Annotated in this window: 15 protein-coding genes and 1 pseudogene; 8 read left to right on the forward strand and 8 right to left on the reverse strand. The window is 56.8% G+C overall.

The features are described 5' to 3' along the window. Positions 1–96: 96 nt before the first annotated feature. Complete coding sequence (locus Q2B33_RS04230) at positions 97–756, reverse strand: Crp/Fnr family transcriptional regulator (protein ID WP_300572671.1); 660 nt, start codon at positions 754–756, stop codon at positions 97–99. Between the two features lie 169 nt (positions 757–925). Here Q2B33_RS04230 and Q2B33_RS04235 point away from each other — a divergent pair, with 169 nt between their 5' ends. From Q2B33_RS04235 to Q2B33_RS04260, 6 genes are all read left to right on the forward strand, one after another. Continuing rightward, complete coding sequence (locus tag Q2B33_RS04235) at positions 926–1,249, forward strand: PadR family transcriptional regulator (protein WP_296458255.1); 324 nt, start codon at positions 926–928, stop codon at positions 1,247–1,249. A 90-nt stretch (positions 1,250–1,339) separates the two neighbouring features. Continuing rightward, positions 1,340–2,020 (forward strand): permease prefix domain 1-containing protein, encoded by a 681-nt coding sequence (locus Q2B33_RS04240; protein ID WP_300572677.1) that lies wholly within the window; start codon positions 1,340–1,342, stop codon positions 2,018–2,020. 99 nt (positions 2,021–2,119) lie between these two features. Continuing rightward, positions 2,120–3,337: a DUF4097 family beta strand repeat-containing protein gene (locus Q2B33_RS04245; protein WP_300572680.1), complete on the forward strand. Its 1,218-nt coding sequence runs from the start codon at positions 2,120–2,122 to the stop codon at positions 3,335–3,337. 128 nt (positions 3,338–3,465) lie between these two features. Beyond that, complete coding sequence (locus tag Q2B33_RS04250; protein WP_300572683.1) at positions 3,466–4,131, forward strand: NUDIX hydrolase; 666 nt, start codon at positions 3,466–3,468, stop codon at positions 4,129–4,131. Positions 4,132–4,203: 72 nt separating this feature from the next. Then, on the forward strand, positions 4,204–4,590 hold the full coding sequence (locus Q2B33_RS04255) for a hypothetical protein (protein ID WP_296469770.1): 387 nt from the start codon (positions 4,204–4,206) through the stop codon (positions 4,588–4,590). Positions 4,591–4,646: 56 nt separating this feature from the next. Then, complete coding sequence (locus tag Q2B33_RS04260) at positions 4,647–5,558, forward strand: aldo/keto reductase family oxidoreductase (RefSeq protein WP_300572687.1); 912 nt, start codon at positions 4,647–4,649, stop codon at positions 5,556–5,558. Positions 5,559–5,850: 292 nt separating this feature from the next. On the opposite strand, the pseudogene Q2B33_RS04265 reads toward Q2B33_RS04260, so the two are convergent. The 4 genes and pseudogenes from Q2B33_RS04265 to Q2B33_RS24690 all read right to left on the reverse strand — a co-directional run. Continuing rightward, a pseudogene (locus Q2B33_RS04265) lies at positions 5,851–6,738 on the reverse strand (sensor histidine kinase); the annotation flags it as partial. Positions 6,739–6,759: 21 nt separating this feature from the next. Then, positions 6,760–7,542, reverse strand: a complete 783-nt coding sequence (locus tag Q2B33_RS04270) for an ABC transporter permease (protein ID WP_300572693.1) — start codon at positions 7,540–7,542, stop codon at positions 6,760–6,762. Beyond that, positions 7,536–8,462: an ABC transporter ATP-binding protein gene (locus Q2B33_RS04275; protein ID WP_300572697.1), complete on the reverse strand. Its 927-nt coding sequence runs from the start codon at positions 8,460–8,462 to the stop codon at positions 7,536–7,538. The genes Q2B33_RS04270 and Q2B33_RS04275 overlap by 7 nt, the downstream gene beginning before the upstream one ends. Positions 8,463–9,057: 595 nt before the next feature. After that, positions 9,058–9,225, reverse strand: coding sequence for a putative holin-like toxin (locus tag Q2B33_RS24690; protein ID WP_369124240.1), 168 nt, complete (start codon positions 9,223–9,225; stop codon positions 9,058–9,060). Positions 9,226–9,463: 238 nt separating this feature from the next. On the opposite strand from Q2B33_RS24690, the gene Q2B33_RS04280 reads away from it, so the two are divergent. After that, positions 9,464–10,252, forward strand: coding sequence for a DeoR/GlpR family DNA-binding transcription regulator (locus Q2B33_RS04280; protein WP_300572700.1), 789 nt, complete (start codon positions 9,464–9,466; stop codon positions 10,250–10,252). Positions 10,253–10,260: 8 nt separating this feature from the next. Here the strand turns inward: Q2B33_RS04280 and Q2B33_RS04285 are convergent, their stop codons facing one another. The 3 genes from Q2B33_RS04285 to Q2B33_RS04295 all read right to left on the reverse strand — a co-directional run bounded on the left by Q2B33_RS04285 (position 10,261) and on the right by Q2B33_RS04295 (position 12,606). Further along, a complete protein-coding gene (locus tag Q2B33_RS04285; RefSeq protein ID WP_300572703.1) occupies positions 10,261–10,956 on the reverse strand; it encodes a response regulator transcription factor in 696 nt (231 codons plus the stop codon). Between the two features lie 78 nt (positions 10,957–11,034). Further along, on the reverse strand, positions 11,035–11,808 hold the full coding sequence (locus tag Q2B33_RS04290; protein WP_300572705.1) for a hypothetical protein: 774 nt from the start codon (positions 11,806–11,808) through the stop codon (positions 11,035–11,037). Positions 11,809–11,988: 180 nt separating this feature from the next. Next, complete coding sequence (locus Q2B33_RS04295; protein ID WP_300572708.1) at positions 11,989–12,606, reverse strand: flavodoxin family protein; 618 nt, start codon at positions 12,604–12,606, stop codon at positions 11,989–11,991. Between the two features lie 209 nt (positions 12,607–12,815). On the opposite strand from Q2B33_RS04295, the gene Q2B33_RS04300 reads away from it, so the two are divergent. Continuing rightward, positions 12,816–14,758, forward strand: a 1,943-nt coding sequence (locus tag Q2B33_RS04300) for a peptidoglycan-binding protein (RefSeq protein ID WP_300887264.1), incomplete at its 3' end; no start/stop codon positions are given.

Here is a 14,758-nt window from a genome sequence, read left to right on the forward strand (position 1 = left end):
CGAGGGTCAAATACCCCGCTGCTCTGCAGCGTTGCAAGCTTGATACCCCGTTGCTCGCAGCGGGGTATTTGATTCGGGAATTCATGCACTGGTGTACTAGTGCCCGATTGTCTCTTCCAACTTATCCGCATCCGTAATCTCAATGACGCCCCGGCTCAGCCGGACCATCCCCTCATTTTGGAAATACCGGAGCATCCGGGTGATGACCTCCCGGTGGGAGCCCAGATGGTTGGCGATTGTCTCGTGGGTGATCTTTAACCTGTCGCTTCCCTCGATGGAGACCTCTTCCAGGAGGAACGCCGCCAGGCGCCTGTCCAGGCTCTTCCACATGATCTGTTCCATCAGCCACATCACATCCGAAAAGCGGGAGGCCATCAGCTCATTGGTATAATTTGCCGCCGGTGCGGATTCTTCCAGGATGCCTTTGTACACCTCGGTGGGCACCACCCAGAATTCCGTGTCCTTTTCCGCCGCGATCGTCACGTCGAACTGGATGGAGCGCAGCATGCAGGAGGCCGAGAACAGGCACATATCCAGTTCGAACAGGCGGTAGAGCGTGATCTCACGGCCTTCGTCCGAGAGGATGTACACCCGAAGCTGTCCGGATTTGATCAGGAGCAGGCCGGTACAATCCATGCTTCCGTTGTGGATGACGGTCCCCTTTTTGACGCGGTGGCTTACCAGGCTGCCGAGGATGCGGGCCTGCTGTTCTGTGTCCAATCGATTCCATATGGGAAAGCAGCTTTGAAATTCCATGTTATCCCCTTTCTATCCAATCTCTGTCCCCATTGTAGCACAGATGTATGGAAAAATCACCCACCATGGCCTGATGTAAAATATTTCTCCAGAATATATACCACAAATAGAAATATACCTTGACAGACGAGGTATATAGGAGTATATTGTAACAAGAAAGGAGACGCCTATGTCAATTACGTCCGATATTTTACGGGGCCACACGGAGGCCATCATCTTGTCCCATCTGCTGGAGCAGGACAGCTACGGCTACCAGATCAACAAGGACATCATGAAGAAGACCGACAACCGGTGCGAGCTGAAGGAGGCCACGCTGTACTCCGCCTTCCGCCGCCTGGAGCAGGCGGGCTACATACGCACCTACTGGGGCGACGAGACCGTGGGAGCCAGGCGGCGCTATTACTCCATCACGGAGGAGGGACGCCAGGCCTATCAGTCCTACAAGCGGGACTGGGAGGAGGCAAAGCTCACCATCGACCAGCTGCTGAAATGAGGAGGAAGCTCCGGAAATCTGAAAAAAGGCAGAAATGTAGACAGGAATGCGAACAGAAGCGCAGAAAGAATTGCAGAAAGGAAAATAAGCATGAAGGAAAAAATCACAAAGCATATCAATGAACTGTTCAGGGACGCGCCCAAGACCAGGAGGGCCGTGGAGCTGAAAGAGGAGATGACCCAGAACACCATAGAGAAGTACGAAGACCTGATCGGCGAGGGCTGTCAGGAGGAGGACGCGTTCCGAATCGTTGTGGACTCCATCGGGGACGTGACGGAGCTGTTCGAGGATCTCAAGGACAGGAGCCTGTTCCTGCTGCCGGAGGAGCAGCGGCGGAAGAGGGCAGTGCTCAAGGCAGCCGCCGTTGGGATCTATATCTTTGCGGGAGTGGTCTTCATCATCTCCATGGTGGTCAGCGAGATGTATTATGCCCTGGCGCCGGAAGGCGGCATCCTGGGGCTGGCGCTGACGGCGCTGATCTGCATCCCGCCTACCTGTATGCTGATCTACGCGGCGAATATGTATCCCGCCTACAACAAAAAGGAGGAGAACCTGGTGGAGCTGTACAAGGAGGCCGCCCACACCGGCAGCAGGGAGAGGGCGATCCGGACTTCTGTCAGCATGCTCATCTGGCTGGTGACCTTGCTGCTCTATTTTGCCATCAGCATGACCACGCAGCGGTGGGAGATTACCTGGCTGGTATTCCTGGTGGGAGCCTGCGCCCAGATGATCGAGGTGTTGGTGTTCAACATAAAGCACACCGGTTCATGAAGCCGGGGGAGTCAGGACCGGCCGAAGGAGGGCTGCCGGGTAGGCGGGCGCCCGGAGGCGCGGCGCGTGGCGGCAGCAGAATGGGGAGGAATAAGGATTATGAAAAAATTGCAGATTGCTTTGATTGGCATAATTGGAGCGGTGATGGTCTTCCTGTGCGTGGCGCTGGGGGTTTCCCTGTCCAGGGGGATTCCGTTGGCCGGCGGCGGGAACTACTCGCTGGTTCAGGAGAAGAAATTCCCGGCCCAGGACATCCGGAGCCTGAAAATAGACTATGGAAAAGGCTCCTCAGGCTCCACGGACGTGCTGTTCTATCAGGGCACAGGGGATGAAATCATCATCCGGGAATACATGAATTATGAACCGGGACAGAACCAGCTTTCCGCCATAGAGCAGTCAGGCGGGGAGCTGAGAATCACAGGGGCGGGACATAGGTTCTTCTCCTTCCTCTCCATCGGCTTCCGGGGAGCCTATGTGGAGGTGTACCTGCCTGCGGGCTTCGCCGGGGACATGGAGACGCTGACCGTGAAGACCATCAGCGGGGAGATATCCTCCAAAATCGGACTGACAGCCCAGGGCGGCTTTCTGGCTTCCACCACCAGCGGCGACATGCTGTTCCCGGAGGTCCAGGCGGAGAAGATACAGGTGTCTTCCACCAGCGGCGACATCCGCCTGGACAGCGCCCTGGCAGAAAAACAGGACATTTCCACCACCAGCGGCGATATCACGGTGGAGCAGGCCCGGGGGGAGACGAAGATATCCTCCACCAGCGGGGAAATTCGGGTATCCGCTCTGGAGGGACCCCTGCGCACATCCACCACCAGCGGCGACATCACGCTGGGACAGGTGACAGGCAGCATCACGCTGTCCACCACCAGCGGCGAGATCCGGCTGGAGGAGGGCGAAGGGGATTTGGATGCGGAGAGCACTTCCGGCGATATCCGGGTGGGGAGTCTCGCAGGGAGCTTTCGCATGAGCACCACCAGCGGGGAGCTTACGGTCTCCAGGGCAGGCTCCTTTGGCAGGGCCCATTCCGTCTCCGGCGACATACGCGTCTTCCTGGAGGACCTGACAGGAGACCTGGACATCTCCACCACCAGCGGGGCGGTGGATTTGGCGTTCCCAGGGACGGCGGATTTCCGCTTCCGGTTCAGTACCACCAGCGGCGAGTGCGGGACATTCTTCGACGATGCGCTGTCCTTTGACAAGAAAAGGAAGAACGCGGAAGGGGAGCTTGGAGCGGGAACCCATTCCGTGGAGATATCCACGGTCAGCGGAGATTTGGACATAAGGGAATTTCAGGGCGGCGATTTGTAAAAAAGCTTTGTATTTCCGGCTCAAATAAGGTAGGATAAAGATACCGACCAGAAATGTCATGAAAAGCATAAAGCAGCCTCAAGGCGGGAAACGAAGAGGCGCAGGCTGGAACAGGAGGAATGAGCCCCATGGAACAGAGACCGGAAATCAAGAGAGAAAACGTAAAGACCTTATTTGAATCCCCCTATCTGCGGGTAGCCGATTTGCAGTATGCCCCGGGGAAGCACTATTATGACGCCACCAGGCGGGACATGGAGAACCTCACCGCCGTAAAGTCGGACCAGGAGTTCGAGGCTATGCTGGCGGACGCAGTGAGCTGCTTCGTCATCCTGGACGGGGAGGGGGAGGAGCCGAAGCTGTTGCTGTCCTATGAATTCCGCTATCCCGCGGGCCAGTACCTGCTCAGCGTGCCCGCGGGCCTCATAGACGAGGAGGACAGGGAGAGGCCGGATGTCCTGGTATCCACCGCCATCCGGGAGATTCGGGAGGAGACCGGGCTGGAGGTTCGGGACACCGACACCGTCAGGGTGGTGAATCCCCTGGTCTTTTCCACGCCGGGCCTGACGGACGAGAGCAATGCGCTGATCTGCGCCGTGCTGCGTTCCGCCAGGCCCACCGACCTGTCCCAGGAGGGGGCCGTGGGCTCCGAGCAGTTCGACGGCTTCTGTCTCTTGACCAAAGCCCAGGCCAGAGAGCTGCTGAAAAAGGGCCGGGACGAGCGTGGGAAATTCTATCCCCTGTATACCTGGGCTGCGCTGCTGTATTTCGTGTCGGACATGTGGCTGGAAGCGTGAACGGAGCGAAAATCTGTTGATGTGCTGGCTGCACCGGTATGTCAGAAAAGGGGTAGGAAGGGAGCGGCATAGATGAAGAACTATACCCAGGTCTACGTAAAAAACAGCATGGAGGCGGCAGAAACCTATTGCAGGGCCTTTGGCGCTGAGATAACATTTGAAATCAAAAATGACAGTGGCACCGCCTATGAACATTGTGAATTATCGGTCAATGGGGACGGCTTCCTGGCCATAGGCGAGGCAAAGAATCCCTGCGACATAGAGCTTGTCCACAAAATGAAATGGGAGACAATGACCTTTAACGTATTTGAGATGGGGGCCGAAGAGAGCGTCCGGCGTGCGCTTGATGTCCTGCGTGACGGCGGGCTGGTGCTGGAGGAGATTCATGAGCTGCCATGGAGCAGATGCTGTGCCACCGTTATCGACAGGTATGGCGTATGCTGGTGGATTTCCATATAGCGGCTGAAAAGGGCTTTTCAAGACAAGTAAAACAGAAAGATTGAGGAATTCATTTCATGAAAATGCTGAAAATCAATGATAACGTGCCGGAGGCATCGGCCATCGGCCTGGGATGCATGCGGATCACCGGATTGGGAAGCGCCGTGCAGGAGTTGGTGGAGGCTTCCATGGAGGCAGGCATCAATTTCTTCGACCATGCGGACATCTATGCAAAAGGAGAGGCGGAGAGCCGGTTCGGGGAGATTCTGACCCCCGAATTGCGCAGCCGCATGGTGATACAGACCAAGTGTGCCATCCGTCCCGGCATCTGCTATGATTTTTCGAAGGAACATATATTGGAATCCGTGGACGGCAGCTTGAAGCGGCTTGGCACGGACTACATCGACATCCTGTTGCTGCACCGCCCGGACGCGCTGATGGAGCCGGAGGAGGTGGCGGAGGCTTTCGATATCCTGAAAAAGGCCGGAAAAGTCCGCGCCTTTGGCGTCAGCAACCATAATCCCATGCAGATAGAGCTGCTGAACAGCTGCCTGGCGGAGCCCCTGTGCGTCAACCAGATTCAGTATTCCGTGGCCCACTGCCCTACCATTGATGCAGGGCTCAATGTGAATATCTGTAATGAGGCGGGCTGCAGCAGGGACAGCAGCGTGATTGAATATTGCAGATTGAAGAAAATGACTATACAGGCGTGGTCTCCTTTCCTCTACGGCATGTTCGAGGGCGTCTACATCGGAAACGAGAAATTCCCGGAGCTGAACCGGGTCATGGACCGGCTGGCGGAAGAATACCAGGTGACGCCCAATGCCATCGCCGTGGCGTGGATCATGCGCCATCCCGCCCGTATCCAGACCATCGTGGGCAGCACCAACGCGCAGCGGGTGCGGGATGTCTGCAAGGCCTCCGATATCCGCCTGACCAGGGACGAATGGTATGAGATGTACCTGGCGGCGGGGAAGAAGCTGCCCTGAAGAGACGGCGGAACGATTTGGGCGGTTTCAGGCGGCGGATTTTCCCTGGCAATGAGACAGGCTTAAAGTCCGGATTATGGGGCTGTGTGCACAGATGGCCCGCTGTGCGGTGGGGCTGTAGCTGTCGGCCCGCTGTCGGGCGGGCCATCCTCCGGCCTGCTGTCAGCCTGGGGCGGGGGGGGACGGGCGGCGGGGCAGAGGCGGTTCCCTTGACCAAAGTCAGGACAAAACAGACGGAGGTCTGCCCATGGCATCCGTTCCCTCTGTCGGCGGGAGCCTCTGCGGCGGGGAGAGCCTGGGCCGTCAGGGAGCCGCCCATGGCTTCCGCCAGTGATTTCGCTATGGTCAGCCCCAGCCCTGTGCCGCCTTTGCTCCGGGAGACATCATTTCTGTAAAAACGATTAAAAAGATTCGGTACATCATCCTTCCTGATCTCCGCCGAATCATTTTCAAAAAGAATCTGAACCTGCCCACAGCTTTCCTGCATGCGGATGTCCAGATAGCTGTGGGCATATCTTCCTGCGTTTGTGAGCATGTTCGCGAAGATGCGCTGACAGGCATCCCTGTTCCCCTGTGCCATCACAGGATGCTCCGGCAGGCGGCTTTCCAGAGAGAACCCCTCTCTCTCCAGGGAACCGTAATTGTCCGCAAGACTCTCCCGCAGCAGTCTGCACACGTCTAGCTGCTCCAGTTCCAGCGAGAAATCCATGCCGTTTACCCGGGAAAAAGCATAGAACTGTGAGACCAGATGCTCCATGGAGCGCGCGCCCCGCTCCAGCACGTCCAGGGACTCCTCCAGCCGGAAAGAGGCATTCCCGGAGGGAGCTTTCAGCCATTTCAGATATCCCAGAATGACCGTCAGTGGCGTGCGCAGATCGTGGCTGATGTTCTCGATCTGCTGCTGGAACTCCCGCTCCCGCTTCTCATAGGCCATCCGCTCCCTGCGGATCTGCTCCAGAGCGCCGTTGATGGATTCCATCAGCCGCTCCAGCCCTTTGTCCGGCAGGGGGAGATGGAGAATCTGGTTCCGGAGCAAATCACCCTGAATCTGCGAAAGCTCCCGGGCCGTCTCCTGCAGGGCATGTTCAAGCGCGAAATACCGAAAAGCAAAATATGCCGCAGCAATTATAAAGAATATCAGTCCCAAATCCTGTATCCGAAAAAAATCTCCCATCTTCATCCCCCTAAAAGCGCTTCTGCCCTAAATGTCCTTTTTCCTCAATAATAGCACACCTGCCGCGCTGAACACAAGGATTCCCGCTGTGCCTGAGATGAGGCATCTGGCCATGCCCGCCCCGGTGTCCCATATGGTGGTGCATTCCGACATGTTGACATTTGTCCCCGCAGGGATGAAGTTGGCGGGCATCCACATGGCCACGTCCATGAGGACGTCCCCGCCAAAGGGCAGGACAATCCCGGCGAACAGCAGGATCTTGGGCAGGAACAGCATCACGGTCAGCCATGCCAGGACGCTGAAAAAGCTGTTTTCAAAGAAATCCAGCAGGACTACGGCCAGGATCAGGGAGCCGGTGGCAATCAGGGACATGGCAGGGACTTCCAGCAGCATATCCTGGATGGTGGTGGGGCCTGTGGCATGCAGCAGCAGTTCGGCGCATCCGATGTATAAGGGCAATGCCACTGCCAGCATGACCAGGGAGGCCACAAAGCAGACCACGCACTTCCCGGCCAGGAGCTGTATCCGGGAGATGCCATAGGCGATGCTGTTTCCCATGGTACCGTTCCTCCTGTCGGATTCGTAGAGCATGGCGGCCACATCAGCGGCCACGTAGCAGTACATCATGGGCACGGATACAAGCATGGAGTAGGAGAAAGAGGAAGAGCCGTACCGGAAATGCTCCACGTCTTTCATGAGGAACAGGGTCAGGTTCAGGAACAGGATGATTGCCAGCAGGCCGATGAAAGCCCCGCGGAGCTCTTTGCTGTGTGCCGCTCGGTAGAGTTCGCTTTTGATGTAGTTCAGCATGATTCTTTCCCTCCGTTCTTCAGGTTCATGTAATAATCCTCCAGGGAGGCGGACTTGCGCTCCAGCCCCAGGATGCAGAGCCCATGCTCCATGGCCAGGCGGCTGTAGGCCTCAGGTTCCCGGCGGAAGCCGCGGATCTGGATGGTGCCCTCCGGGAGCACCCGCCAGCTCTCCTCCGGGAAATGCTTTGCCAGCAGGGCGGCGTACTTTTCCCTGTCGTCCACGGCGATGTCCAGGCGGTCTGCGCATCTTTCGTGCAGCTCCTGGGCGGATATCTCCTCCAAGAGCTTTCCCCTGCTCAGGAACCCGAACATGGTGGCGGTCTGCTGGAGCTCGGGCAGGATATGGCTGGACAGCAGGATGGTGATGTTCTTCTCTGTGTTCAGCCTATGGAGCAGGGCGCGCAGCTCCACTATGCCGCTGGGATCCAGGCCGTTGACGGGCTCGTCCAGGACCAATGCCGCGGGCTCTCCCAGCAGGGCGATGGCAAGGCCCAGCCGCTGCTTCTGGCCCAGGGAGAGGCGCTTGCATCTTTCCCGGCGCTTTTCCCGGATGTCCACGAGCTCCATGAGCTCCTGTACCTTTTCCTTTCCCGGGATGCCCTTTTGGATGCGGTAGTATTCCAGGGTGCGCTCCACGGTCATGTTGGGGAAGAAGCCCGGACGCTCGATCATGACGCCCATCTGCCTGCGAGAGCGGAGAAGCTCCTTTTCCCCGGAGCGGCCGAACAGGCGGATCTCCCCTGCGGTGGGGAAGACATGCCCGGCCAGGAGCTTCAAGAGGGTGGACTTGCCTGCGCCGTTGTCGCCGATCAGCCCGTAGATGCTTCCGGGGCTCACCCGCAGGCTCACCCCGTCCAGCGCCAGGACGGAGCGGTATTTTTTTGTGACTTGATTTGCTTCTATGACGGAATCGTTCATTTCTGGCCTCCTTTTCGCCGGGACGTACCTGTTCCGGCTGACATTTATCAGTATAGACCATGGGGGGTTAATAAGTCATAAAGAACTTTTAAAGATGTCGTAAAGATTTCCGGGGAGGGGTATAGGAAACATGCGGTGGCCGCTTTTAATGCTTGACGCTTCATCAGATTTGGTTTATAATATGCTTATCAAGGGAGCCGGAAAGTGAGTGCAGGTCACCCGACCCGGCGAATAATTAATTTAGACTTATAAGGATAGTCGTCCAGTCATTGCCAGTGAGCGGGACGGCTATTTCTTATGTGTATAATTCAGAATTGCCACAATCAGCAGCGCCACAGTCAAAATCACCATGAATTCCTCGTATGTACTCATAATAATCACCGCCTTCCGTTAGGTCTCGGATTGGGTGAGAGCACGTCCCCCAGCTCCCCTGGTAAGCATATTATGTTTTCATGGTGCATGTTAGCCATTGATTTTATCTGATAAATCGTGTATAATATGCTTATCAAGGGAGCCGATACGATAGCTGACACCTATCCGTTTCCGGCGAAAATAGTGGTAAAAATAGCACCCTTACTTTGCAGGAGCGGGGGTGCTATTTTTTATGGTTGACATATTCCAAAATGGCGACAATAAGAATTGCAAAAGTAAGCAGCACCATGAACTCTTCATATGTACTCATCCTTCCGTTCAAGGCTCGGAAACGGAGGTATTCACACCCTATCGGCTCCCCTGGTAAGCATATTATGTTTTCGTGGTGCATGGTAGTGACATCGCAGAAATGTTAAAGCGTGCCCTATATCATGTATATTATATCACTATGTATCTAATAAGAAAACAAAAATTTATTCAATATCGTATTCACATCTTGGTTAACGATAGATAATGTTAATAACCGATATAGTAAAAATGTATTGACATATATTAACGATTGTGCTATGATACAGTCACAAACAATACATGTATCCATTTGGACAATCGAAAAGAGAGGAGACCAAAGTATGTTCATTGAAGAACGGCATCAGGCGATTCTGGCCTGGCTGAGGGAAAAGGGCAGCATCACCACCGGGGACATCCAGGAACAGTACGGGGTCAGCTACGAGTCAGCAAAAAGAGACCTACGGATACTGGAGGAGAAAGGGCTGCTGAAAAGGACCCACGGCGGGGCGCTGCCCCTGCACCAGGTGGCTCTGGGCAGGCCTGCCAAAAAGACAATCAAAGATATGGACACCGTCAAGGACAATTACCTGCTGATCGCCCTCAGGGCAGTGTCCATGATACAAGACAACGACGTCGTCTTCCTGACGTCCGCTACCGTCTGTTACCTGATGGCGCAGAATCTTCCGGACGGCATCCGGATCCGAGTGGTGACCAATTCCATCGTCATCGCGGAGGAGCTGCGGACTAGGGACAACATCTCGGTGATCCTGCTGGGCGGCGAGATGGACGACAAGGGAAATTGCTACGATGCCATAGCAATCGAGACCATAAAGCGTCTGCGCTTTGACAAATGTTTCATCACATCCGCCTTTATCTCGGCGCAGTTCGGCCTGTCGATCCAGAAGACCGCCGCCATCAGCTTCTTCAACGCGGTCATGGACAGCGCCAGACAGACCATAGGCCTGTTCCCCAGGGAAAAGATAGGATTCGACTCCATCGTCTCGATCTGCCCCGCGGACAGGCTTGACGTCCTGATTACCGACTGGGATGCGTCCGAGGACGATTTGAAGCTGTTCGATGAAAAAGGCATAGAGATTATCATAGTGGAAAAAGAGGAGGGCATCCGATAGAATCGCGATCACCCCAGCCGGAAGCCGATGCCGTACACGGTCTGGATATATTCCCGGGAGGCATCGGCTTCCCTGATCTTCCTGCGCAGATTGCTCACATGGACGTTCACGGTATTGTTCTCGCCGTAATAGCCGCCTTCCCACACCAGCTCGTAAAGGCTTTCCCGGGAATAGACCTTTCCCGGGGACTGCAGGAACAGATGCAGGAGCTGATATTCATGGGCGGTCAGGGACAGCTCCCGGTCATTTACCAGCACCCTGCGGGAGTCCGGATAGAGCTTTATATTGCCGTAAGTCAGCGCATCCGGCTGCTGCCCGGAAAGGCTGCCGGCGCTGCCCGCCCGCCGGAGGGCGGCCTGGATTCGGGCGATGACCTCTTCGGGCTCAAAGGGCTTGGTGATATAATCGTCCGCCCCGCTTTTTAACAGGGCCACCTTGTCGCCCAGGGCGCTCTTTGCGGAGAGGATCAGGACGGGGAAGCTATAGCGCCTCTCCTCCCGGAGCTTACGAAGCAGCTCTTCCCCGGACAGGCCGGGCAGCATGAGGTCTAAGAGAAGCAGGTCCGGCTCCTCTCGCTCGATAAGGGACAGGGCCTCCGTCCCGGAAAATGCCTGGAGGGCCTGATAGCCCTGGGCTTCCAGTATCCTGGACAGCAGGCGGCTGATGTCCGTATCGTCCTCCGCAATCAGGATTTTGTGCTGCATCTGTGTGTCTCCTTTCTTCCGGTACGCCCCGGTATAACGAAACAGGGGCACCTATCCCTGTGCCCCTGCGAATCCTCGTCAGGTAAAAAGCTGCTCCTCCTGGCGGATCATCATGATGATGCTGGCTTCATAGGCGTTGAGGGCCGCTTCCGCCTGCCGTTCCTCGCTCCATTCTTTGACTTCCCGGGTCTGTATCCGCCTCTGTTCCTTCTTCTGCTCTTTGATTTCCTGGGCCATCCGCTTCTGGTCAATCCATTTCCTGGTCAGGCGGTCGTGCTCCAGCCAGTTCTTCAGAATCTGGTTCTTCAGCAGCTTATCCTGGAGCCTCTTGGCCTCCGCCCGCTTCTTCAGATATTCCTTTAAAAGCTTTTTCCGGCGGGCCCTCTTTGCGGCCTCTGCCGCCATGCGCCTGCGTTCCGCGGCCCTCCTGGCGCGGGAGTCGTCCTGCATGCCGAAGGCATAACCGTAGCACTTCTCCCAGGTATCGTCTATGTGGATGAACACGAATCTCGGCGCATGGCCGTATGTGTTGGCCGCCTTGTTCCTGGCCAGATAGTCCAGGACCTGCTGCTCGTAGAGAGGGTCTGTCTGCATCCGCCTGTAAGCGGCATCGGTGATGTCGATGAGCCAGTCCACCCGCCTCTGGGAGGGGTGGGTGTAAAGCTTCCTTATTTTATCGCGGATGTACAGCTTGTATTCTGTCAGGGACATGTCTTTCGGGGAAAGGGTGTATTTCTCCAGCATGGCATCGGAGAAGCTGCTGTCCGCCTTTTCCCTGCCGTTGACAGCGGTGCTCTGTGTGCCGCTCAATCCGGCTGCGGCAGCGTAACCTGTCTCAATCATATTTGCCATGGCCATTCTCCTTTCCTGTCATATCTTGCCGGCGGCTCCCGGCCGGAAGAATGTGGGTGATTTCCTTTATATTTATATCGGAGAACATGGGGATATATCTTAAGCGCCATGGCATGAAATGTGCCGCATGGGGCATTAACCGCTCCGGTGCCGACTGCCAGTCATCTCTTCGGATGCTTTTCAGCGGATGAAATGCGTCCAGAGGTGCTCTTCCTTTTCAGGCAGGCCGTAAGCCTCTTTCCCCAGGGCTATGCTCTTCATCAGGAAAGCCATATTTTTTGCCAGGGTGCGCATGGTCTGCAGGCCCTCTGCGTCCTGTGCCGCCTCCCCCGGCCCTCTGCCGTGGACGCTGTTCCAGTACTGGCTGGAGGCCACGGGCATGCCGCTGATGGTGAAGAATTTGTTCAGCTCGTCGAAGGTGGCGGACAGCCCGCCTCTCCTGGCAGCCACCACGCTGGCCCCTACCTTCATGGTCTTGTCAAAGGAGGTACTGTAGAAGAGCCTGGTCAGGAAGGCCACCAGAGTGGCGTTTGCGGAAGCGTAGTACACAGGGCTTCCGATTACAAGTCCGTCGCATTCCTGGAATTTGGGGGCCGCTTCGTTTACCATGTCGTTGAAGACACATTTCCCCAGCTCCGCGCATCTGCCGCAGGCGATACAGCCCCGGATGTCCTTGTTCCCGATTTGGATGGTTTCGGTCTCGATGCCCTCTGCTGCGAAGGTCTTCTCCATCTCCTGCAGGGCGATGGAAGTGTTGCCCTTTGGACGGGGGCTTCCGTTGATTAGTAAGACTTTCATGATGATACCTCCTGGATTTGGGTTTATTTTTTTGATAGAGACTTCTGAAGTCAGGCATTCTTTCTTAATTCTACACTTTATACGATATATTATCAATACCTCGGATCGCTGCTTTGCAAAATTGATTTCCGTGTGCCCGCCATCGCCATACACATGTAAACCGTTATCATCATATCCTATGTATGACAGGAAATCAGGAGAACCATACTATGGCGATTGGATATTTGACCATACAGGCGCGGACTGCCCATGAAGCCCTGCCTCTGGAGGGCGTACAGGTCAGGGTGCTGGACGATGAGGGCAACAGCCTGTACCAGCTTCGCACGGACGAAAGCGGGGAGACCGGGACTGTGCCTCTGGAGACATTGGACAAGAGCTTTTCCCAGAACCAGTATTATTCCGGGTTGCCATATGCAAGCTACAATGTGCTGGCGCAGAAGGCGGGCTTCGACACGATCTATGTCTCCAACATACCCGTTTATGACCGGGAGACGGCTGTGCTGCCCCTTGCCATGGTGCCAATGCAGGAGCGGCAGAGGCGTCCCGGGGAGACGAAGATTTTCGTAGGAAAGCCTGCCGTGGCCATGCAGGAGGCGCGGGGCCAGGTGGGGCGGGCCGACACGGAGGACGGAAGTGGCGCGGCAGAGGGCAGCAGGTCAATGGAAGCCAGAAGGGAAACGGCTGGCACCGGACGGGCAGATGCCGGGAGAACGGCTGATGTCGGCGGAACGATGGAAGAGGGCAGCAGGCCGATGGAAGCCGGAAGAGAAACGGCTGGCACCGGACGGGCAGATGCCGGGAGAGCGCCGGGTGCCGGCGGAACGATGGAAGAGGGCAGACCGACGGACGGCAGCCTGCAACCGGAGGCGATGCCGCGCCTGACGGGCACGGGGGGATTTGCGGACGGGAATCCGATGGGAACCCGGAGAAATCAGGGCGGAGCAGGCCGGGCGGACGGCGGAACTGTCGGTTCGACGGACAGAATTCTGCGGCAAGTTGTCATCCCCAACCCCATTACGGTGCATCTGGGGCCTCCCGGCGCGAATGCCTCCAATGTACAGGTGTCCTTCCCGGATTACGTGAAGAACGTGGCCAGCAGCGAAATCTATCCCACCTGGCCGGAGGCCTCGCTGACCGCCAACGTTCATGCCATTGTCACGTTTGCCCTGAATCGTATCTACACGGAGTGGTACAGGTCGAAAGGATACAATTTCGATATCACGAACAGCACGGCCTATGACCAGTATTTCGTGTACGGGCGGCCCATTTATGAGTCCGTCAGCAGGATCGTGGACAGAGTCTTCAATGAATACGTCCGCAGGCAGGGCCAGAACGTGCCCTATTTCACCTCCTTCTGCAACGGCACCACCGTCACCTGTAAAGGCATGTCCCAGTGGGGCACCGTGACTTTGGCCAACCAGGGGTATACGCCGCTGCAGATTCTTCGCTCCTATTATCCGAAGGACATCGAGCTGGCCAGCACGGACATCATCACCGGCAGCCTGACCTCCTATCCGGGGACGCCCCTGCGGGTGGGGAGCACAGGGCTGGACGTGCAGACCATCCAGACCTACCTGAACAGAATCCGCAGGAATTACCCCGCCATCCCGGCAATCACGGATCCGGCGGGCACCTTCGGGGAGAGCACCAGGGCCGCCGTAACGAAATTCCAGAGCATTTTCGGGCTGTCACCGGACGGAATTGTGGGGAAGTCCACCTGGTTCAAGATATCCAGCCTCTACAGCGCGGTGGCCAGACTGGCGGAGCTGGACAGCGAAGGGATTTCCTTAGGGCTGGGCACGGTTCCGCCGAATGTAATCCTGCGCCAGGGCTCCGGAGGGCAGGATGTGGTGACCCTGCAGTATCTGCTGAACGTGGTATCGGAATATTACGCCAGCGTCCCGGCCCCGGCCCAGGACGGAATCTTCGGCAGCGGCACCAGGGAGTCCGTCATTGCGTTCCAGCGGGCCATGAACCTGGCGGCGGACGGCATCGTGGGGCAGAGCACCTGGCGCAAGCTCTATGACGTATACCTGGGCATCGGTGAGAACGTGCCGTCCCCAGATCCCTCTCCCTCGCCCGGGCCATCCCCCTCCCCTGGCCCGTCGTACACGGAATACACGGTGCGGCCCGGGGACAGCCTGTGGCAGAT

It is taken from the genome of uncultured Acetatifactor sp. (assembly GCF_948601915.1).
Classification (GTDB): domain Bacteria; phylum Bacillota; class Clostridia; order Lachnospirales; family Lachnospiraceae; genus Acetatifactor.